Origin of the sequence: Streptosporangium roseum DSM 43021 (genome assembly GCF_000024865.1) — a bacterium.
In the GTDB taxonomy this organism is placed as follows: Bacteria; Actinomycetota; Actinomycetes; order Streptosporangiales; family Streptosporangiaceae; genus Streptosporangium; species Streptosporangium roseum.
Genome location: NC_013595.1, coordinates 7,711,772 through 7,733,319 on the forward strand (window position 1 = coordinate 7,711,772; position 21,548 = coordinate 7,733,319).

Annotated in this window: 17 protein-coding genes; 6 read left to right on the forward strand and 11 right to left on the reverse strand. The window is 70.3% G+C overall.

From position 1 onward, the window contains the following. Positions 1-78 precede the first annotated feature (78 nt). Positions 79-696, reverse strand: a complete 618-nt coding sequence (locus SROS_RS33735) for a SigE family RNA polymerase sigma factor (RefSeq protein ID WP_245564369.1) — start codon at positions 694-696, stop codon at positions 79-81. 778 nt (positions 697-1,474) lie between these two features. On the opposite strand from SROS_RS33735, the gene SROS_RS33740 reads away from it, so the two are divergent. Further along, positions 1,475-2,242, forward strand: coding sequence for a helix-turn-helix domain-containing protein (locus SROS_RS33740; RefSeq protein WP_012893426.1), 768 nt, complete (start codon positions 1,475-1,477; stop codon positions 2,240-2,242). Positions 2,243-2,537: 295 nt separating this feature from the next. Here the strand turns inward: SROS_RS33740 and SROS_RS33745 are convergent, their stop codons facing one another. The 8 genes from SROS_RS33745 to SROS_RS33780 form a co-directional block, all read right to left on the reverse strand. Next, positions 2,538-3,986 (reverse strand): cytochrome P450, encoded by a 1,449-nt coding sequence (locus SROS_RS33745; protein WP_012893427.1) that lies wholly within the window; start codon positions 3,984-3,986, stop codon positions 2,538-2,540. Then, the gene (locus tag SROS_RS33750) at positions 3,983-4,522 is read right to left on the reverse strand and encodes a flavin reductase family protein (protein WP_012893428.1); all 540 of its coding nucleotides are present in this window, start codon (positions 4,520-4,522) and stop codon (positions 3,983-3,985) included. The genes SROS_RS33745 and SROS_RS33750 overlap by 4 nt, the downstream gene beginning before the upstream one ends. 33 nt (positions 4,523-4,555) lie before the next feature. Continuing rightward, entirely contained in the window at positions 4,556-4,984 is a 429-nt protein-coding gene (locus tag SROS_RS33755) for an acyl-CoA thioesterase (protein WP_012893429.1), read from the reverse strand. Positions 4,985-4,987: 3 nt separating this feature from the next. Continuing rightward, positions 4,988-10,777 (reverse strand): type I polyketide synthase, encoded by a 5,790-nt coding sequence (locus SROS_RS33760; RefSeq protein ID WP_012893430.1) that lies wholly within the window; start codon positions 10,775-10,777, stop codon positions 4,988-4,990. Beyond that, positions 10,774-11,760, reverse strand: coding sequence for a hypothetical protein (locus tag SROS_RS33765; RefSeq protein WP_012893431.1), 987 nt, complete (start codon positions 11,758-11,760; stop codon positions 10,774-10,776). The genes SROS_RS33760 and SROS_RS33765 overlap by 4 nt, the downstream gene beginning before the upstream one ends. 4 nt (positions 11,761-11,764) lie before the next feature. Beyond that, positions 11,765-13,741: a CRTAC1 family protein gene (locus SROS_RS33770; RefSeq protein ID WP_012893432.1), complete on the reverse strand. Its 1,977-nt coding sequence runs from the start codon at positions 13,739-13,741 to the stop codon at positions 11,765-11,767. After that, positions 13,738-14,712 (reverse strand): DUF1702 family protein, encoded by a 975-nt coding sequence (locus SROS_RS33775; RefSeq protein WP_012893433.1) that lies wholly within the window; start codon positions 14,710-14,712, stop codon positions 13,738-13,740. Before SROS_RS33775 ends, SROS_RS33770 begins: the two co-directional genes overlap by 4 nt. Positions 14,713-14,925: 213 nt before the next feature. Then, positions 14,926-15,921: a DUF1702 family protein gene (locus SROS_RS33780; RefSeq protein ID WP_012893434.1), complete on the reverse strand. Its 996-nt coding sequence runs from the start codon at positions 15,919-15,921 to the stop codon at positions 14,926-14,928. A 1,085-nt stretch (positions 15,922-17,006) separates the two neighbouring features. Between SROS_RS33780 and SROS_RS33785 the strand changes: the two genes are divergently transcribed. Further along, positions 17,007-17,471: an enediyne antibiotic chromoprotein gene (locus tag SROS_RS33785; RefSeq protein WP_012893435.1), complete on the forward strand. Its 465-nt coding sequence runs from the start codon at positions 17,007-17,009 to the stop codon at positions 17,469-17,471. Between the two features lie 323 nt (positions 17,472-17,794). Continuing rightward, positions 17,795-18,259 carry an enediyne antibiotic chromoprotein gene (locus tag SROS_RS33790; protein WP_012893390.1) on the forward strand — a complete coding sequence of 155 codons (465 nt, stop codon included), beginning with the start codon at positions 17,795-17,797 and terminating at the stop codon, positions 18,257-18,259. A 163-nt stretch (positions 18,260-18,422) separates the two neighbouring features. Here SROS_RS33790 and SROS_RS33795 read toward each other — a convergent pair whose 3' ends face one another. Continuing rightward, entirely contained in the window at positions 18,423-18,659 is a 237-nt protein-coding gene (locus SROS_RS33795) for an acyl-CoA carboxylase subunit epsilon (RefSeq protein ID WP_012893436.1), read from the reverse strand. A gap of 376 nt (positions 18,660-19,035) precedes the next feature. On the opposite strand from SROS_RS33795, the gene SROS_RS33800 reads away from it, so the two are divergent. The 3 genes from SROS_RS33800 (at position 19,036) to SROS_RS33810 (ending at position 20,467) form a co-directional block, all read left to right on the forward strand. Then, on the forward strand, positions 19,036-19,314 hold the full coding sequence (locus SROS_RS33800) for a hypothetical protein (protein ID WP_148269285.1): 279 nt from the start codon (positions 19,036-19,038) through the stop codon (positions 19,312-19,314). Positions 19,315-19,625: 311 nt separating this feature from the next. Continuing rightward, positions 19,626-20,117, forward strand: coding sequence for a cupin domain-containing protein (locus tag SROS_RS33805; RefSeq protein ID WP_012893438.1), 492 nt, complete (start codon positions 19,626-19,628; stop codon positions 20,115-20,117). A gap of 68 nt (positions 20,118-20,185) precedes the next feature. Further along, entirely contained in the window at positions 20,186-20,467 is a 282-nt protein-coding gene (locus tag SROS_RS33810) for a hypothetical protein (protein WP_148269286.1), read from the forward strand. 379 nt (positions 20,468-20,846) lie between these two features. Here SROS_RS33810 and SROS_RS33815 read toward each other — a convergent pair whose 3' ends face one another. Beyond that, the gene (locus SROS_RS33815) at positions 20,847-21,476 is read right to left on the reverse strand and encodes a class I SAM-dependent methyltransferase (protein WP_012893440.1); all 630 of its coding nucleotides are present in this window, start codon (positions 21,474-21,476) and stop codon (positions 20,847-20,849) included. Positions 21,477-21,548: the final 72 nt, after the last annotated feature.

Sequence of the window (21,548 nt, forward strand, 5' to 3'; positions counted from 1 at the left end):
CGTCCTGCCGGTGCATCTTCTGCGTTGCCTTTCCCCGGCCCCGGCCCCGGGACGGAAGGCCCGGCCCGCGGCACCGGGTCACTCGCCCCGCAGCACCGAACGCAACGTGCTCAACGCGCGCGCGGTCTGGCTGCGCACCGTCGAGCCCCCGCTCCCCATCGCCAGCGCGGTCTCCTCCACGCTGCGGTCCTCCCAGTACCGCAGGACGACCACCGCCCGCTGCCGGGGCCCCAGCGCCGCCAACGCCCTCATCAACACCAGGCGGTCGCCCAGCAGCGCGTACGGATCCCCGGCCGGCTCCGGCTCCGGAAGCGCCTCCGCCAACGCCTCACGCGACCACCGATGAGACCGGCGATCACTGATGATCATCCGAATGATGATCGTGCGCGCGTACCCCGTGATCCGATCACGATGCTCAAGGCTCTCCCAGCGCCCATGAATCGCGATCAACGCCCGCTGCACCAGATCGTCGGCCTCGAACCAGTCCGACGAGAGCAGAAAAGCCGTCCGCCGCAGCCCCGGCCTGGCCTCCTTGACATAACGCGAGAACTCCTCCTCGCGAGCCCCGGCCATCCGCCACACCCCATCACCATCAACCGGCCCCCGCTCACGACGCACACCCCCGAAAAACGGCACGCGAAAACGGCAGGCCGACGGCATCCAGCCAATGGCATCAGAATCGACCGGCCCGCCCACCGGCGGCAACCCCTATTCACCCCCTAACCCCCCTTAATCCGATTGGGGGTACCCCAGAAACCGCCGAGATCGATTCCTGCGACATCGGGGCGTGCATACGATCTCGGCGTGAGCAGTGCGGAGACGAAAAGCGGAAGGTTGCCGGCGACACGCAACCTCCACGTCGCCTCTGCCAGGAATCAGGCGGTCGCCGACGCACCCGCTCCCCCGCCGCAGCCGCAGGCGCGCCACCGCGGCCCACGGGTATCCGCAGCTCCCCGCGACCGGCGTGAGGTCCGGAGAGCCCCTCTTCGGCCGTCCCCGCGGGCGACGCCCCCGTCACAGGGAAGGCAGCCTGCCCGCGCGCACGGCCGAACGCACGGCGACATCCCGTCGTGCCCACCATTCCTCGGTCATTCATATCAATTGAACGCACGTAAAGGCCGGGACAGAGCCGGTCATATGCACGGCACGTTCGCACACATTGTGTAACCCCTCGGCTACATCGAATATTTACAAAGAAATCTGCGCTGCCATGCAGCCTTCCGCACGCGCCGACGCGTGTAATAAACGAACAGGCCAATATCCGTCACGGACGGCGAAGCCAGCCGACCCAATCCCGCGGAATCAGCCGCCGACGGCGGCCGGGGCTATTTAGAGACGTTCGAGCAGACGCACGGAGACACGTACCGGCCAGGCCGTTCGTGGGACATGTGCAGGCCGTGGGCGCACGGCGAATTTTCTCGCCATGTCAATTCAAGGTTAATCGAGATGACGCCTTCAATACCCGGGAGGAGTAATGAACGACGTAATCGAGCAAGCCGTCCTGCGAGTCGTCGAGAGCATGCACGACAACCTGGGTGATCAAATCACCATTGACGACATGGCTCGCACCGCGATGTTCAGCAAGTTTCATTTCTCCCGTGTCTTCCAACGGGTCACCGGGCTGTCGCCCGGCCGGTTCCTGTCGGCGGTACGGCTCCGCGAGGCCAAGAGGCTTCTCACCTCGACCTCGTTGACCGTCACGGACATCAGCCATCGGGTGGGCTACTCCAGCGTCGGCACCTTCAGCTCACGTTTCACCAGCAGCGTGGGTGTTTCTCCGAGTAAATATCGCCAGCTTGAAACCGTCATGCCACAGCTCCTCACCGACGACCACCGCGTCCTCGCGGGAACCACGACCATGACGGTCCGCGGTGACATCTCGTCGCCGCTGAAGGACCGGCCGGTCTTCGCCGGCCTGTTCCCCGACCGGATCCTTGAGGGCCGGCCCATTCGCTACACGATTCTCCACCAACCGGGACCGTACGTACTGGAGGACGTCCCCGAAGGCCAGTGGCACCTGATCGCCCAGTCCGCCGCCGCCGGCAGCGAGGACGCCATCGACCACCCGCCCGGCGGCGACGAGGCGCTGTGCATCGGGCGCCACGGGCCCATCACGGTCCAGGCCGGCAAGAGCACCGAGCCCGCCGACGTTCAGCTCAAGCCGATGCGCACCCTCGACCCCCCGGTGCTGCTCGCGCTACGTGACCTGGTGACCGCGACCGCGGCACGGCACACGGCCTGACCCCCACCCCGGCACCCGGCCGTACAGGCGCGGGTGCGGTGGGGCCGGGGAGCCCTCCCCCGCGCCCCGAAGGCGGGAGCGGGGCCGTACCGCGGCCTGAGGCATGAGGTCGGAAGTCACCCCGGCGGCCTGGGCGGCGAGCCCGCGAGGCGCCGGGCGCCGCCCGGGAACCGGACCTCCCGGAGCGGCGGAGAGCGAAGGGCGCGGCGGCCCGCTGGGAGAGTCCCGGGCCCGTCCTCCTTCGGCCGTTCCCGGGACCTCCGCCGCGCCCGTCGCGCCCGTGTGATCCGAGACGTCACGCCCCGCCCCGCCGGGAACCGGCCCGGGGTCGCGCGTCGCGTGCGCCGGTCGCGGAGTGGACGCTCATCGGCAGCCCGCCGCGCACCCGCAGGGACAGCATGGGCTCGGGGACCACCCGATGGCCGGGCACGCCGGCCAGCCGGAGGTCACGGGCGACCATCGCGATCACGAACGTGGCCTCCATCATGCCGAGATGGTTCCCGACGCAGAACCGGGGCCCGGCGCCGAACGGGATGTAGGCGTACCGGGGCCGGCCGGTGGGGCGGTCCGGATCGAAGCGATCCGGGTCGAACCGATCCGGGGCGTCCCAGAAGGCCGGATGCCGGTGCAGCGTGTACGGGCTGATCAGGACGTCGGAACCGGCCGGCACGCGGTAGCCGCCGATCTCGTCGTCTCCCTGGGCCTCCCGCGGCAGCATCCACACCGGCGGGTAGAGGCGCATGACCTCCTCCACCACCATCACGGTGTACTTCAGCCGGTGGAGGTCCTCGTAGGCCGGCAGCCGGTCGCCGAGCACCTCCACCGCCTCGGCGTGCAGCCGCTCGCGGACCTCCGGATGCCGGTCGATGAGGTAGAAGGTCCACGACAGCGTGCTGGCCGTCGTCTCGTGCCCGGCGAGCAGCAGGGTGACCAGCTCGTCGCGCATCCGCTGCCGGCCGACCCGGGGGTCGGCCTCCTGCCTGGTCGAGGCGATCAGGCGGGACACGACGTCGTCACCGCCGTCGCCGGACCGCGCGAGGCGGTCGGCGACGAGGTGGTCGACGATCCGCTGCAGTTCCCCGCGGGCACGGCGGAAGCGCAGCTGCTTGGGCAGGGGCACCCACATCGGCACCTTGCTCAGCGTCACCAGCTCGAACATCGCCTGGTCCTGGACGGCCTCGAAGGAGTGCCCGATCGAGCTGAACGCGCCGAGGTCGGCATCGAGCAGGGTGCGCCCGAGCACGCCGAGGCTGAGCGAGGTCATCTCCTGGACCACGTCGACCGGCTGCCCGCCGGCGTGGGCCCGGAGCCGGTCCACCAGGTTGGCCGCCTCCTTGGCGATGACCCCGGCCTGCTGGGAGATCCGCTTGTTCTGGAACACCGGCTGGATCATCCTGCGCTGCTTGCGCCACAGGTCGCCCTCGCTCGTCAGCAGCCCGTCACCGATGGCCCGCCGCGCCTGAACGAGACCGACGCCCTTGTGGTAGTTGCCGCTGTTGTCGGCCAGCACGTGCTTGGCGTGGTCGGGGTGGTTGAAGAAGTAGAGGGTCTTGGGGCCGATGGACAGCCGGGCCGCGTCGCCGTACGTCGCGGCGAGGGTCATCATGCCGAGCCGGTCCGTCGCCAGTTTCTTGAACAGGCTCGGCCCGGCCCAGAAAGGCGGCCCGGGCGGCACCCGGCGGGTGCCGGATGCCGGAGAGGATCTCTTGGGTACGGCATTCGCACCCCGCCCGGTGACGGTCATGCAGGCACCTCACTCCAATCGGGGGTGATCTGCCGGAACTTGCCGTTGAAGACCAGCAGGGCGTCCCGGTCGGTCTGCTGCTCCATGGACAGCACCTTTCCGATGAAGATCGTGTGGTCGCCGCCGTCGTAGGTGCGCCACAGCTCGCACTCGAAACGGGCAAGGGTGCCCTCGAGCAGCGGCACACCGGTGTTCTCGCCAGGCAGCCAGTCGACGTCGTCGAACTGGGCCGCGCCCAGGGTCCGCCAGCGGTCGGCGAAGTGCCGGGCCGCGGCCTCCTGGTGGGCGGCCAGCACGCAGACCCCGAAGAAGCCCGTGGTGGTGAGGCACCGGTGCATGACCGCGCTGCGGTCGACGCAGACCAGCACAAGTGGCGGGTCGAGGGAGACCGAGGTGAAGGAGTTCGCGGTCATGGCGTGCGGGATGGTCCCGCCCGTCGTCACCACGGTGACACCGGTGGCGAACGTCCCGAACGCCCGCCGCAGCGCCTTCGCTTCTGCCATCTCGCGAGATGACGTGGAGTTGTCGACTGTCACGCTGACCTCCTGGCTGACTGTCTGGATCCGCGCCTACGGCGCGTACGGTTCGAGCGCCCGGGCCAGCGCCTCAGGGACCCTGGCGGGGACCGTCCGGGTGTTCGGTCCGCGCATGCACGCGATGCGTTGCCGGCCGCGGGCGATGAGCGCCTCGCCGCCGCCCGCGTCGAGCCGGACGTAGTCGAAGTTGAACTCGATCTGGGTCTGCGTGAGATCGACCAGGCGCATCCTGATGGAGAGCTCGTCGAAGGCCGTGATCTCGGCGAAGAACTCGCAGTCGACCTTCAGCGTGAAGAGCTTCAGGTCGTCCTGGAGGTCCACGAGCACTTCCGGTGCCTGCAGCTTCAGGAACATCTCCCGGCAACGTCCCTGCCAGCGCAGGTAGTTGACGTAGTAGACGTTGCCGACGAGGTTGGTCTCCTCGAAACCGACCGTGTGCAGGTATTCGAAGTACTTGCCCATGGTCTACGACCGCCCTTCTGTAAGGACTGCGAACACGACTGGATCCGGGGTGTCCCGCAGGCTCGTGACGAGCGTCGCGATCCGCAGGTCGCCGGAGGCGAAGACCACCCAGGCGTCCCGTTGGGCCGGGGCCGGGGTGAGGGGGGCGTCCGGCGAGAGGCCCGCGTTCCGCAGGCACTCGACGGCGGCCCGCACCCGCGTGGCCGCGGTGTCGAGCCTCTCCCCCGTCTGCGCGGAGACCTGCTCGGCGACGGGCACGTGCCCGCCGAGCAGTTCCCGCCACGCCTCCGCCGGCCGTTCGGTCACCCGCTCGACGGCGCAGCCCACCGTGCCGGCGGACGCGACGCCCAGGGTCACCCCGGCCGTGTGGGAGGCCGAGACCGTACGGTCGCCGCCGGTCTCCGGGCGGCCGTCCGGCAGGTACCGGATCTCGGCCTGGTGGCCCAGCGCCCGTCCCACGGCCACGGCCGCCAGGACCCGGTGCCCCTCGTCCCCTTCCGGGACGTCCGGGTAGTGCGGTTCGACGGCGACCGCGACCCGCGAGCCGGTCAGGTCCTCCAGCGTCCGCTCCAGGTAGGAGCCGAGCAGGGGGGTGACCCAGGGGCCGCGCCCGTCCTTCTTCCGCACCGCCTGCAGGCGCAGGCCCTCCCACCGCTCGACGACGTCACCGGCGGCGGTGCGCACCGCGATGTCGTAGATGTAGGTGTCGCCGTCGCGCTGCCGCTCGGTGGCGCAGTAGCGCAGCTCCCCCGCCTCGGCCAGCGCGGCGCCGCCGGGGTGCACCCGCTCGATCCCGGTCGGCAGCAGGGTGGCGTCCGGCACGCAGACCTGGTTGCCGTGCATGAGCGCGTCCCGCATGCCCGGGTCTCCGAGCAGCAGCTCCCCGGGGAGGAAGGCGGCGAACCAGTCCCTCGCCTCCACCGCCGCCACGTCGGCGTCGACGTGCCGGGCCGCGGCCCGGTGGTAGCGGCGCAGGCGCTGGAACCGCGTGCCCTGGAACAGCACGTCGCCGTACATCTCGGCGGCCGGGTCCAGCGGTACCACCGGCAGTCCCTCGCCGATCTGTCCCGGCGGGCCGTCCGGCGCGCCGTCACCGGTGAAGCGCAGCCGCGCGCGGAAGTGGTCCACGTCGAAGCCGGTCTCCGCGCTGCGGATGGCCACCTCGACGGTCTCGTGGTCGGTCACGGTCGCGGCGATGCGGACCGTGGTGCTGCCGGTCGGCGGCACGATGATGGGCCGCAGGAACTCCGCCTGCTCGATCACCGGCACCGTCTCCCACCCGGTGGCCGCGGAGGCCACCTGTGCCATGGCCTCCATGCCGAACACGGCGGGGAAGAGAAGGTTGCCGTCGAGGAGGTGGTCGGCGAGGTAGAGGTCGGTTCCGGCGTTCATCTCGATCTCGGTGACGAGCTCGACGCCGTGGTAGCGGATCAGCGGCCTGTCGACGAAGCGCAGCAGCGGCAGCGACGGCAGGTCGTAGCGGACGGTGTCGATGCCCTCGGTGCGCCCGCTGATCACCACGACGGTGGGCGCGTCGGGGTCGGCCACCAGCCGCCGCATGATCTGCACACCCTGCTCCGGGGAGATCGGCGTGATTCCCTTGCGGGCCAGGCCGTCGACGACCGAGAGCCGCTCGCCCATGCCGACGTCGGACCAGACCGACCATTCCATGCAGATGCTGCGGCACTGCGGGTGCTGTTCGGCGACCTCGCGAGTGAGGTCGGCCAGCCACTCGTTCGCGGTGGCGTAGTGCGCCTCACCGTGCAGTCCCGCACGGCCGATGATGCTGCCGAAGGACACCAGCAGGCGCAGCCGGCCGGGTTCGACGGCGGCCAGCACGTTGCGCAGGCCGCCCACCTTGGGGGCGAAGGTCCGCCGGAAGGCGGCCATGTCGAGGCTCGCCAGCCCGCCGGGCTCGTTGCGGCCGGCGCCGTGCAGCACGGCGGTGACGGGCCCGAGGGCCGCCTCCACCTCGGCGACCCCGCGGCGCACCTGGTCCAGGTCGGTGACGTCCGCCCGGGCGTAGTGCACGCTCACCCCGGAGTCCGCCATCCGCCGGAGGTTGTCGGCCAGCTCCCGGTCGTCGGCCGGATCCGAGCGGCCCAGCACGGCCAGCTTGGCGCCGGTGTCGACGGCCACCGCCAGCGCGCACTCGGCGGTGATGCCCTTCCCGCCGCCGGTCACCAGCAGCACGTCGGTCCCGTCCAGCGGCTGCTGCGTGCGGGCCGGCCGTACCGGCAGCGCGCGCATCGTCGGCACCCGCCGTACGCCGTCGCCGTCGTAGTGGACCTCGGCGTAGGCCGAGGTCGCGGCCACTTCGGCCACCACCCGGCCGACCGCCTCGGGCCCCGCCGGCACGTGCACGATGGTGGTCCGCAGGTGAGGGGCCTCCAGCTGCAACGTCTTGGCCAGACCGGCCGCGCCGCGGCCGTGCTGGACCAGGACGAACCGGCTGTCCTGCGCGCCGCGGACGGCGGCCTTGGCGCCCAGCAGCGCCTGCTCCACATGCTCCTCGGAGCAGTCCTGCGGCAGGCACACCAGCACGCCGGAGCCGACCTTCTCGCGTTCGAGGGCCTGGCGCAGCGGCTCGGCGATCGGGGACTCTCCGGCCCCGAACACCTGCCACTGCCCGTTCTCCTCGGGCGTGGTCCGCGCCGGCAGCGGCACCTCGTCGAGGTCGACCGCGAACGGCCGGGCCCACGGAGCCGATCCGGCCACCAGGCGGGCCGGGGCGGAATCGGCGGCCTGGGCGTTCTGGGCCAGCGCGTCGAGCGCCTCGGCCAGCTCGCGCAGGCTCGCGGTGGCGAGGTTCGTCGGCGCCTGCGCCGCCGGCACGCCCAGCCGCTGGGTCGCCTGGTCGATGATGTGCATCACCGTGACCGAGCTCAGGTGCAGCTCGTCGAGCGGATGGCTGTCCTCGCCCACCATCTCCAGCGGCAGCTCGGCGCGTTCGGCCGCCAGGCGGCGCAGCAGGTCGACGCTCGACTCTCCCGGCTGCACCTCCGGCTGCTGCGTGCCGGTGACGACGGTCTTGACGGGCTCGTCGACCTTGCGGACACCCGCGCGGAGCTTGACCTCCGGTGCCTGCTCGGCGGGGCTGGCGAAGAACGTGAACTCGGCGCCGACCTCCAGCGGCCGGATCAGCCGGCCCTGGAAGAGCTCCTCGTGGATGATCGGGACACCGGCGACGTAGGCCGCGCCGGCCACCCGCAGCAGCCCGCCCAGCGACTCGTCGTCGGTGTCCAGCGCGATCGCCGGCACCTTCGTCAGAGCCGACGCCAGGCCGCTGAGCACCCGGCCCGGACCGACCTCGACGAACAGGTCGATGTCCTTGGCCGCCAGCTCCACGGCCTGGGTGAACAGCACGGGCTCGGTGATCTGCCGGCGGAGCAGTGCCGGGACGTCGGTGTCCGGCGCCAGCTCCTCCCCCGTGACGGTGGAGACGACCTGCCGTCCGATCGGGCCGAACTCCTCGCCGGCGAGCTCGGCGCCGAGGGCGTCGGCCGCCGGCGCCACCAGCGGCGAGTGGAAGGCGTGGGACACCGACAGGCGGGTGCACCGCACGCCGGCGTCGGCGGCCTTGCGCCCGAAGGCCTCGATCGCCTCGACCGGTCCCGCGACGACGGTCTGCTCCGGCCCGTTGTATCCGGCGATCACGACGGGCAGGCCGGCAGCCAGCCCGGTCACGACGTCCGGCGTCGCGCGGACACCGGCCATGGTTCCCGAGGCGCTGTTGTCGGCCATCGCTCTGCCGCGGACCCCCGCCACGTGCAGCAGGGTCTCCTCGTCCATCGCGCCGGCCCACTGCAGTGCCGAGAGCTCGCCCAGGCTGTGGCCGACCGCGATGTCCGCGTCCACCCCGAGGGCGGACAGGACCCGCAGGCCGGCCAGCGAGCCGGTGACGATGCGCGGCTGGGCGACCGCGGTCGCCACCATGTCACCGGTCGTGGGCAGCGCCGCCTTGGCGTAGATCTCCTCGACCTCGGCGAAGCGCCGGCGCAGCGCGCCGCCGCTGGTGCCGCGGCCCGATCCCTGCCCCGGGAAGAGGAAGCCGACCCGGCCGGTTCCGTCCGCGTGGCCCAGGAAGGCCCGGCCGTCCCGGGCGAACAGGCTGGTCTCGCCCGCGTCGAGTGCCTCCAGCACGCGCCGGAGCTGCCGCTCGGCGTCCTCGGGCGAGGAGACGACCACCGCGGCCCGGTAGGGCAGGTCGCGCAGGTCGCGCTGGAGGGTGGCCGCCAGGTCGGAGAGCTGGGCGTAGGACACCTGCGGCACGAAGTCGATCAGCTGGGTGAGCCGCTCGCGCAGCGCCTGCGGTGAGGCCGCGTCGGCGAGCAGCAGCTCCACGTCCTGAAGCGACGAGGCCAGCATCCTGGTGCGGCTGGGGAGCGGCACGCGCCGTCGCGGGCCGGTCTTCTCCAGCACGATGTGGGTGTTGATGCCGCCGAAGCCCATGGCCGTGACGCCGGCGCGTACCGGTGCGCCGGCCGGCCAGGGCTCGGCCTTGCGCAGCACGCGCAGGGACGACGACTCCTCGGTCAGCACCTCGTGGGGGTCGACGCAGCCGATGGTCGGCGGCAGCACCTGCTCGTGCACCGCCATCACCGCCTTGATCAGGCCGGCCACCCCGGCCGCGGCCTTGGCGTGGCCGATCATGCCCTTGATCGAGGTGACCGCCGCGGGCGCGGCGTCGGGGTTGGCGGCGGACCTGGCCCCCGACAGCGCGGTGAGCTCCGTCCTGTCGCCGACCGCCGTGCCGGTGCCGTGGCCCTCGAACAGCTCCACGGTGTCGATGCCGAACCCGGCCCGCTCGTACGCCCGCCGCAGCGCGAGCTGGTAGCCGCTGACCTCGGGCCTGGTCATGCCGCCCTTGCCGTCGGAGGAGATGCCCCAGCCGGCGATGGTGGCGTAGATGCGGTGCCTGGCCTCCAGGGCGTCGGCCTCGCGCATCAGCACGACCATCCCGCAGCCCTCGCCCGGCCAGAAGCCGTTGGAGCCGCGGTCGTACAGCCGCATCTCGCCCTTGGCCAGGGCGCCGGTCTTGGCGAAGCCCACGATCTCGAACGGGTCGATGGACAGGTCGACCCCGCCGGCGATGGCGACGTCGACATCGCCGTCGAGGAGCGCCTTGGACGCCGTCGCCACCGACAGCAGCGAGGACGAGCACGCGCCGTCGACGGTGTAGCCGCCCCCGTTGAGGTCGAAGTGGTTGCAGATCCGCCCGGCGATCGTGTTGGAGAGACCGCCGGCCAGGGTGTCCTCGTCGATGGCGGGGAAGGGGTTCTTGTAGGTGGCCTCGAAGTCGTCGAGGAACGTGGCCAGCCGGTCGTCGTCCCAGCCCTGCTCCTTGAGCGTCGCGGCGAGCGTGCGGCGCACGTACGGCCAGCGCAGGCGCATCACGTTGGCCCGGGTGAACTCGCCGGTGAGGGTGTTGCCCACGACCACGCTGGTGCGCTCGCGGGGCAGGCCCTCACCGGACGGGAAGCCCGCGTCGGCCAGTGCCAGGCCCGCCATGTCGAGCGCGAGCCAGTGCGTGAGGTCGGTCGACCGGTAGGTGCTACCGGCGATCTTGTAGGCGATCCGGTCGAACTCGTAGCCCTCGATGACCGCGGCGTTGCGCGCGTAGAAGCGGTCCGGGGTGGCCGGGTCGGCGTCCCAGTAGTCTTCCAGTCGCATGCGCACGTCGGGCAGTCGGCGGAAGGCGCGGCGACCGGCGAGAGCGTTCTCCCACAGCTCCCTCGGCGATGCGGCGTCCGGGTAGCGGCACGCCATGCCGACGATCGCGATCCTGCTCATACGGTCGCGACCTCCTTCTCACCGGCCGGCGACCCGGCGACGGCCGGACCGGGCACCTGGGCGGCACTGCGCTCCTGCGCCTTGGCCTGCTCGCGGGACTTGTCGACGATGTAGAGCGACCACAGGAAGCCACCGCGGATGAGGCAGACGATGGCGGTGGCGAAGAAGATCCCGTAGGGGATGCTCATGCCGGTGAGGACGCCGTAGACCAGGGCCACCCCGCCGCCGAAGGCGAACTGCGACAGCGGCTTGGACGGGCTCGTGCCCGGGTCGGTGATCATGTAGTTGGTGAAGAGGATGAACGCCACCCCGGTCATCATCGCCAGGCCGCCGGGGATGGAGGTGTCCAGGATGAGACCGCGGACGACCGCCTGCAGGGCGAAGACGCCCACCCAGCCGACGATCAGCCACATCCGGTTGGTGAGCTTGGCGTTGAGCATGGTGCCGAAGAAGAGGATGATGCCCGGGACGATCCAGTCGATCGGGTTGGAGACGCTCTCGGTGAAGTGGTACGGCGGGGCGATGCTGGCCCAGGGGAAGAGCACCAGGATGACCGCGATGCCGAAGTTGGACGGGTTCATGAAGTGCCGCAGGCGTCCGCGCACCGGTGCCCGCAGCACCCACTTCGTGCCGACCGCGACGAGGACGCCGAATATCAGGACCAGGACCTGGTCGTTGACGTAGATCAGCATGTTCATCGCGAGGCTGGTGATGTGGGCGGGCAGGAGGAACTCCATGAACCCGCGGGCGCCGCCGCCGGTGAAGCGCGGCGGGCGCCCCTCGTTGCGGGCCGAGATGTACTCCAGGCCGATCTCCGCGATGTAGCCGGTGGCCAGCGCGATCAGGGGCCACAGCCACGGCTGCTCGAATCCGAGGACCGTGTAGCCGAGGATGTTGAAGACCGTCATCGAGAGGGCGAACCTGCGCAGGGCCGTGACGACCTTGGGGTCGTGACGCGGCGGGTTGTTGGTTTTCTCTGCCATACCGTCACTTCTCCTTGGCCTGAGAGCCGAGCTGGAGGGAGTGCCAGCCCGGGGTCAGTTGAAGGGTCTGGTCGTGGATCTGTCCGGTCCTGTCGCGCCAGCACAGACGGACCTGCACCGGTCCGGTCACGTTCGGCCCCAGGCCGATGTGCACGTCGTGGCTGCGCCGGCCGGAGTGGCCGCTGCCGCCGTCGACCCGGGCGATGGTCTTGCGCCCGTCGGGCGTGGTGACCGTCACCTCCGTGCCGATCGCGGCCGAGCCCGGGGCCGGGAGCGTGCCCGCGGCCGGGGCGCCGGTGGTGGCGGGGCCCTCGTGGGTCAGCTTCAGCCCGAGGAAGGCTCCGGGGTTCGGGCTCTTGTTCTGGTAGAACACCGGCTCGTCCCACTGCCGGGCGACCGCGAGGTCGAGCAGGCCGTCGCCGTTGGAGTCGCCGGTGGCCAGGCCGCGGGTGGGCACCGGGATGGCCAGGCCGAGCTGCTCGGAGATGTTGGCGTACCGGCCGTCCTCGTTCTTGGCGAAGAAGGCGAGGGTCTGGTGCCCCGCGACGTCGTCACCGGCCCGGACCTTGGGCCAGGAGCTCGGATTGCGCAGGACGCCGTCGTTGGCGGTCGCCAGCTCCTGCAGCACCGGCCAGCGGTTGACCTCACCCTTGACGAAGCCGGTGGCCTGGGCGATCGCCAGGTCGCCGCTGTTGTTGAAGTCGTCGATCTTGACGTCCCAGCCCCAGCCCGTCCAGGCGGTGGACTGCTGGGCGCTGCGGTCCTCCCACGGCGCCTCGCCCTTGGCGAGCTTCGCGCGCAGGTCGGCCTGGTCCTTGGCGGTGGACATGAACTGGAGGTTGCTCTCCTCGATGCCGAACGAGGTGGTGATGTTGCTGACGAACATGTCGTAGATGCCGTCGCCGTTCAGGTCGCCGAAGTCGAGGCCCATGCCCTTGAAGGAGTCGTGGCCGATCGACTTGGACTTGGGGATGAGCGGCGTGCGCACGCCCTCCACCACCGAGAACTTGATCTCACCCGGCTTGGACCGGTTGTACAGCAGCCGGTCGGGACCGAAGTCGTTGGCGAGGTACAGCTCGGGCAGCAGGTCGCCGTCGAGGTCCGCGGCCGCCGCGCCGAGCTCCCAGCCCTTGGAGACGTTGCTGGGCAGGACGCGGTCGAGCTTCTGGAAGGTCGCCGACGGCTGCGCGCCCGCGCTGCCCGCGGTCCAGCGGAAGAAGTAGTTCTCGCCGCCGTTGAGGCCCCGGGACATGGAGTCGTTCATCTCCACGCCGCCGTTGATCTTGTCGTTGAGCACCGGGCTGTGCGGGAAGTAGTTGCCGATGAAGATGTCACCGTGCCCGTCGCCGTCGAAGTCGGCGAAGGTGGCCGTGTTGCTGTTCCACAGCGGCCCCGTGTACTCGGCGCCGCCGGCGCCCGGCACCAGCTCGGTGGGCAGGTACGCCCCGGCGCCGAGGCTCTGCGCGTCGGCCTTGGCCAGGTAGACGATCGGCGTGCGGCCCCACAGGTAGACGAGCAGGTCGGTGCGGCCGTCCTCGTTGAAGTCACCCGGCAGGCAGCCCATCGGGGCCATGGCCTCGTTCATGGGGAGGGTGCCGGGGTTGAGCGCGAACGGCGCGTACCGGCCGGACCGCTCACCGGGCGTGGGGGTGACCACGACCTGGTCGATCCGGGGGTCGGTGATGCACAGGTCGTTGGCCAGGCCGTCCCCGTCGAGGTCGTTCATCGCGACGCCGGCGCCGACCGAGGAGATCCACGCGTCGATGTGCGTGTATCTCTTGTTCACCGCGCGCATCGTCTTCTGGGTGAACCCTCCGGGCATCGCGATGTTCATCGGGGTGAACCCGTACCTGCTCGCGATGTCCGCCTTCTCGTCGGCGGACGACGTGGGCGGGCGGCTCACTACGAACGCGCCCGTCATCAGCACGAGGGCGACGATTCCGGGTAGCTGCTTCCGCAGCCAGCCAGCTGTCGTGGTCACGGACTAACACCTCCAAGGGATACGAACTCGTTGGCGATGCGCTGCCGCCATACCTCGTAGGCCGGCAGCTGGCCCTGTACCGTCCCGCCGGGGCGGGTTTCGTGAGTGACCCGTGCCGCCCGCTCCGGCGTCGCGCCGCAGAAGACCCGCGCGGCGACCTCGTTGTGCGGCACCAGCAGGTCGGCCCGGACCCGGGCCTCGGCTGCGAACGCGCTCCCCTGGGCGAGCAGGGAACGGTACTCCCCGGCACGCTCCCGGAACGCCAGCAGCTCGTCCTCGTGCGCACCACCGGCATAGGTGGCGGCCAGTCCCGCGCCGCCGTACAGGTCGGCGCGGCGGGACTCGGGGAATTTTTCGATCATGGATGCGACCCGGTCGCCGTCGGTCCCGTTGACGAACCACAGGGCCCGTCCGATGCCCTGGTCGAGGGCCCGGTTGGCGTACGACGTGGGGTCGTCGGCCGGCCAGGGGAAGCTGGGCGCCTGGTACTGCTCGTACACGTACTGCTGGGTGCGGAAGTAGGCCTGGTGGAAGCCGTAGCCGTCGTGCACGAGCCAGAGCAGCAGGGGGTCGAGCGTGCCGCTCTTCGGCCACAGGAACCGCGGCAGGCGCGCCATCGCCCAGCCGATCCCGACGTAGACCATGTAGATGTGGTCGTTGCCGCGTCCCGCCAGGAAGCCGGCGAGCTTGCCCCCGCCTCCGCCTCCGACCGGCATCGCGTCAAGGATGGTGAAGGCCATGCCGGCGCCCTCGTAGGCGAAGCCACGGAACTGCCGGGGGACCTGCTCCAGCCACTCCTCCGCCTCCGCGGGCGTGCGCGCCTCCGCCGCGTATGCATAGCCGGTGAGAAACGTCGCGCCGATGGTCTCCAGCTGTTCCCGGGCCTTCGGGCTCTTCACATGGAAACCACGTGTCGAGAGCAGTGTTTCTGAGATGTCGGGTGTCAGAATGCGGCGTCTCAATGCCCGCATAAAACCAGTCAATTACCTCTCCGCCCCTCAGGTTGCCTCTTATCCAAGGGTTAATAAATCTAGATAAATCTACCCATAGGAGCCGTTCTCGGGTCCACTCCATACGTGCTCACTCGGAGAAATGCAGCCATTTTCCGGGCATGGTCGACCCGTTTAACGACTGCTGGAAACAACGCTTTATGCGAAATCAGCGGTGATCACGCGCCGGCGCGGTCAGCTCAGAAGAAGATCCGCGGACGAGGTGAAATGCGAACGGATCCTGCTCCGCCACAACTCGTACTGCGGAACCGGCCCGGAACCGTACGGGTCCACGGCGGTGTCGTCGGCGAGCGCGACGGCGTCCTTGATGGACAGGTCCGCGAGGACGGCGGCGGCGGCCTCGGTGTGCGGCGGCACGAACCCGGAGAAGTCGCGCGCCTTGACCGCGAACACCACGCCCTGGGCCAGCTCCGCCCGATGCTCACCGGCCTCCCGGCGCAGCGTGGCGAGGGCCTCGCTGCCGGCGCCGCCGGCGAACGTCGAGGCCAGGCCGACACCGCTCCACAGGTCGGCCTGGCGGTGACTGGCGAAGCGGCCCACGGCGGAGGCGACGTCGGGCACCTGACCGCCGTGGATGAACCACAGCGCCCGGCCGATGCCCTGGTCCACTGCACGCGGGAAGTAGTCGGGCGAGCCCTCCCAGGGGTAGGACGCCGGCACCCGCTGCTCGTCGACCCAGCGCCGGGTGTCGAAGTAGGCGCGGTCGAAGCCGTAGCCGTCGACCGCCAGCCAGCTCATCGTCGGGTAGTAGGCCGACCCGCTGAGGTCGGGCATGACCTTCTTCCACAGCGGCCTGGGCAGACGCGCCATGGCGAAACCGATGCCGATGTAGGTGAGGAAGATGTGCGGCTGCCCCGGACCGAGCAACAGGTCACGGGTACGGTGGCCGCGGCCGCCCCCCATCGCGTCAAGGATGGTGAAGGCCATCGTCGCGCCCTCGTAGGCGAACCCCCGCTGCTCGGGGTCCACCATGCTCAACCGGCGCTCGACCTCCCACTGGTCACGCGCGTCGATTCCCCATTCGAATCCACAGATCACCGCCTGGGGAATCGCTTCCAGGCGTCGCGTGGCATCCGACGGCGTGACAGGAAATCCCCGCCCTTCGAAACTCACCTCGGCCAGCGACGGCGTCATCAGAAGCCTGCGCAGCGAACCGAACAGCGTCGGCATAAGCCCCTCCTCACCTTCCCATGGGCTGGCGGCGGTCACTGGCCATCAGCCGGACCTTCCCATGGTCATATGTGGAATCTGGGGATACATCTCCCGAATTGCGACACTTTGTGATTATTAGCCGCTTAGTAATGCGGCGGAATTCCATGATTTCTTAGGTGTCCGCACTGGTGACGGGGCCCGCCAGACGCGCCCGGACCCGCCGACGAGCACCCCCGAGGCCACCCCGAACCCGTCGACCGGCGCCCCGATGCCCCCGGGACAGGACAGAGAGGAGCATTCCGTACGGCGCCACACGGAAAGGACCCATTCCGCACGGCGCCGCACGGAAGGGACCGTCCCGGGCCACTCCACCCACCCTCGCCGCACTTCTGACCTTCCACCCCGTACGGCACCGCACAGCTGGACACCCGCGGGGCGGAGTGGGGGGAACGGGCGCCGCTACCGCCGCCCGCCACCGGCGGACCCCGTACACCACATCCGTGGACGCAACCCCGGCAAGCCCGGCCGGCGCTTCAGCACCCGAGCGAAACCGCCGCCAAGCCCTGCCATCGCCCCAACACCCGGACAGGAGACCCCGCCACGCCCTGCCATCGCCCCAACACCCGGACAGGAGACTCCGCCACGCCCTCGCAGCGCCTCAACACCTGGGCAGGAGGCCCTGCCACGCCCTCGCAGCGCTTCAGCACCCGGAATGGAGAGCCCGCCAGTCCCTCGCGGCGCTCCGACGCCCCGGACGGAACACGGGTGAAGGCGGGCTGCTCCACCGTCGAAATGCCCATCAGGGAATTTTTCGGACACGATCCGTCCGCCGTGGGCGGCTGCCGAGTTCCAGGACCGGACATCCACGCGCGCCGCACCCCTGACCAAAACCCGAGGTAGAAGCATTTACCCCGGCCAGGACCACCCTTCGTACGGCGCCGCCCTATCTCATTTGGCGGGTGGATCCGTCCAGCGTTTCGGCTGACAGGAAACGGCTAACCCCAGGCAGCTTGCTGACCCTGACAAACCTGGTTTGCAGCAAGTCGAATCAGCAGAATTTGAAGTGCAAGAACAAAACAACCACCACAACGAAAGGCCAAAAAATGCAGATCGCCAACAAGGGCAAGCTCCTCACCAAGCTCGGCGCCACCGCCGCCCTGGCCCTCGGCCTCGGCCTCGCCTTCCAGCCCGCCGCCGGCGCCACCACCACCCCCGCCTCCTCGGGGGCATCCATCTCCGCCGCCGCCATCTCCGCCGCACCCTCCACCGGCCTCAGCGACAACACCACCATCACCATCTCCGCCACCGGCCTGCAGCCCGGCAGCGTCTACCACCTCGGCCAGTGCGCCGCCGTCCGCCCCGACGCCTTCGCCTGCAACGCCGCCACCAACGTCGACGTCACCGCCTCCGCCACCGGCACCATCACCAAAACCCTCACCGTCCGCAGCTCCTTCACCGGCAGCGCCGCCGACGGCAGCACCTGGGCCATCAACACCGCCACCACCCCCACCGTCATCGCCGTCTTCAACAACGCCTTCGACGGCGGAACCACCCCCCTGTCCTTCTAACCCCCACCCGACCCGACCACCACCCCCCGACCTGACCCCCAACCCCCGACTTGACCCCAACCACCGACCCGCCAACCCTCAACCCCCGACTTGCCAACTGACCCCAACCCGAACCCATCAACCCCGACCCCGATTTCAACCCCCAACCCCGAACATGACCCCCAACCCCAACCTGCCAACCCTCAACGAACTTGACCCCCAACCCCGACCCCATCAACCCTCAACGAACTTGACCCCCGACCCCGAAATTGACCCCGACCCCGACTGTTTCCCACCAACAAAACTCATTGCACACCACCAAACCCACTAAAAAAGGATTGAAAATGCAGAACACCAACAAGGGCAAGCTCCTCACCAAGCTCGGCGCCACCGCCGCCCTGGCCCTCGGCCTCGGCCTCGCCTTCCAGCCCGCCGCCGGCGCCACCACCACCCCCGCCTCCTCGGGGGCATCCATCTCCGCCGCCGCCATCTCCGCCGCACCCTCCACCGGCCTCAGCGACAACACCACCATCACCATCTCCGCCACCGGCCTACAGCCCGGCAGCGTCTACCACCTCGGCCAGTGCGCCGCCGTCCGCCCCGACGCCTTCGCCTGCAACGCCGCCACCAACGTCGACGTCACCGCCTCCGCCACCGGCACCATCACCAAAACCCTCACCGTCCGCAGCTCCTTCACCGGCAGCGCCGCCGACGGCAGCACCTGGCCCATCAACACCGCCACCACCCCCACCGTCATCGCCGTCTTCAACAACGCCTTCGACGGCGGAACCACCCCCCTGTCCTTCTAACCCCCACCACCGACTGTCCTTCTAACCCCCACCAACCTCAACCCGACCACCAACCCCGACCACTGACCCCCCGAACGGCCTGTGCCGGACCGCCCCCCACGGTCCGGCACAGGCATTTCCCATGTGAGCCGTCGTTTCCCGGCCCGTCGCACCACGACGGAGGTCAGGGGGAGAATTTCAGGCGTCGCCAGGGGGCCGGAATCCGAGAGTCGTCACTGACCGCCCGGCGGCCCGGCACGGGCGGCTGCCGCATGGACCGCGAGCGGTCGGCCCAGGCGGACGGCACCGCCTCCGCAGCGGCGGCCGAGGACGCGCGCGCGAGCACGACGGCGATGAGCGCCGCCAGTTCCTCAGGTGTCGGATTCCCGCGCACCACCCGCAGGAGCGGCCCCTCGCCCATGCCCCACCTCCCGGTTACGCCCTGTCAGGAGGGTCACCTCCGGACACCATCGGGCACAACTCCCTGGATGCGGACTACGTCGGCACCGAGCCCCGTATGACGCCGGAACAGGCGCTCGTGTCCGCCGACCGGCTACGCGATCTCGTATTCTTGTCCGCCGACCGGCTGGGCGATCTCGTGCTCGTGTCCGCCGACCGGCTGGGCGATCTCGTGGCCGAGACGCCGTACACCGACTTGACCGAGCTCCTGACCAGTGCCTGCCAGACGGATCGCCCGCGCTGCCGCTCGCCCTTGCGCTCCTCCGCGTCCGTCATGCCGGAGGAGTCCGACGAGATCCGTGCTTCCCGACTTCCTCCCCTTTCGATACGATCCGGCCGTGGACGAAACCGAGCTGCCGCCACGCGCGCCGCTCGTCCGCTACCTGGACGGCACCGCCTGGCTGAGAGCCCGCCGCCGCGACGACCGCGGCGCCTGGACAGCCCTCGTTTACTGGTCGGCGCGGGTGGGCGCCGAGGCCCGCGTCATCGAGCAGTGGGTGACGTACGAGGACATCGCCTCCATCCACGGCGAGAACTACAGCCACGTACCCACCCTGCCGCCTGGACGCCGCGCCCCGGACGGCCCGGACGGCCGGCCCGCCGTACGCGACGCCTGACCCGGGCCGGCGGCGGCTCCAATCCGTACGGGCTCACCTCCGGCCGGTCGCGGCCCGGCGCAGTGATGCTCCCGTCCCCGCACCGCCATCGCCTGTGCCCCCTGCCGGACGGACCGGTGGCGCACTCGCTCACCTGCGCGATCGGCTGACCACTCCGGCGCCGTCGGATCCGGCGGCCATGCGCCTGCACCGTCCTGCGCCGTCCTGACGGAACGATGATCGATCCCGCCCCTCCGAGCACCGGCCCTTGACCATATCCGAGATACCAGCGTTATATTCAACATACCAGCGTCTATTCAAATGAGGTGGCCATGACCCAGACCGCACCGGTCCGCCCATACGTCCGCGGCGAAGCCGAAGGCGACACGCTGTGGTTCCTCGGCAACCTCGTCACCATCAAGACCACCGGCGCCGAGACCCGCGGCCGCCTCACTGTCGCGGAGTTCGTCAATCCGCCCGGCTTCGCAGCTCCCCTCCACCGGCACCTGAAGGAAGACGAGCTGTTCTACCTGCTGTCCGGCACGGCACGGTTCCGCTGCGACGGGGAGGACCTCTCCGCCGGACCCGGCGACCTCGTCTTCCTCCCCGTGGGGCTGGCGCACACCTTCACCGTCGGGCCGGACGAGCCCCTGCGGGTCCTGCAGATCACCACACCGTCCGGCTTCGAAGATTTCGCCGCCACCGTGGGCGAGCCCGCGCGCGAGCGGCGACTTCCCGCCCCCGCCCCCGTCGATCCCACCGTCCTGGGTCACGCCGCCGCCCAGCACGCGATCGAGATCCTCGGCCCGCCCCCTGAGGAGTGAGCGGGCCGGCGCCCGTGGCCCCGTTCACCGAAAGCCGCGGACAGGTCATCTCCATCTGGATCGCGGAAGTGGCGCATCAGTCCGATCTCCCTCCGTCCGCCCCGTTCACCTACGAGAACCCGGCCTGCGCCTTCACCGGACGCGAACCCGCCGGGCCACTAATCACCCAGGCGTGCTCGGCGAATCCGGCGATCACCCTCCGGGCCGGCGGCCGGCGCGAGGAGGCCGGACGGCCGTACTCCCGCGTCCTCGGCGACATGCGCCCGACGCCCGGCGACGAGCACCCGAACGTCGTCGCGGCCTCCTCCTGGGGCCGTGTCGATCAGGATCTCGAACTGGCGTTCATGTGAGCGCGGGCGGGAGCGTCCTCTCCGTCGGCTCGAAAGGGCGCGTCCGGAAGGCCCGCGTGAGGCTCGGAGGTGTGCGCTCCCATCCGCGGGTCGCCACATCAGTCTCACTGTTCACAGTGTCCACAATTTGGAGTTTATGCAGGTAAAACACTTGTCAACGGTGCATGACATCGGCATTATCTGGCGTTACGGGCCACCCTGTACCAGTCCGCAGTGCAACCCACAGGCCTGACTGGGATGGGGCGGCCCGTCCATTCCCCGGGCCGGCGGCCGACGCTCCAGCCGGGCTTCGAGCTGCTCCGTCGGCGCGGACGTACGGAGACCGCAGGTCGTTACGCGGAGACGGCGGGCCGTCCGGCTCCCGCAGGCTGCCGGAGGACTACGTGATCCTCCCGGGGGAGGGAGAGGACGTCGACGCCGTGAAGACCAGCGCGGGCGGGACGTTGAGCCAGACCGGGCCCAGGACGCCGACGGTGGCGAAGGTGCCCTCCAGGAGTCCGCGGAACTGCCGGAACCGCCGGAACGGCATCGCGGCCAGGGTGATGACGGTGCTGAACCTCCCGCCCGCCGCGAGCACGGCCGACACCTCGTCCAGGATGCGCTTCTGCTGGTGTTCGTCGAACAGGGTCCAGGGGAGCGAGGAGACGACCGCGTCGACCCGTGTCACCCCGGCCCGTCCCAGGAACTTTCCCAGATCGCCCGCGTCGCCGGCGATCACTTCCAGCCAGGGACGGCTGCGCCGCAGGTGGCGGACCATGCCGTCGTTGAGCTCGACGGCGAGCTGCCGTCCACCCGGCGGCAGGCGGCGGCGGATCGCGTCGCTGATCACGCCGCCCCCGGCCCCGAGTTCGACGACGACGGCTTCGCCGGTGCTCGGAACGATCGACGCGGCCAGGCAGGCGACGGCCTTCGAGCTGGGCGCGATCGCGCCCAGCTGGTGCGGATTACGTATGATCGCGCCGAGGAAACTGCGGGTGTCACCGTCGGCAGGCAGGGTTTCAGGGACCATCGGCACCTTATTCCCCCAGTTGAGAGCGTTATGCCGGGTTGGTAAGCCTGCTGACCGATGATCTCCCGGCCC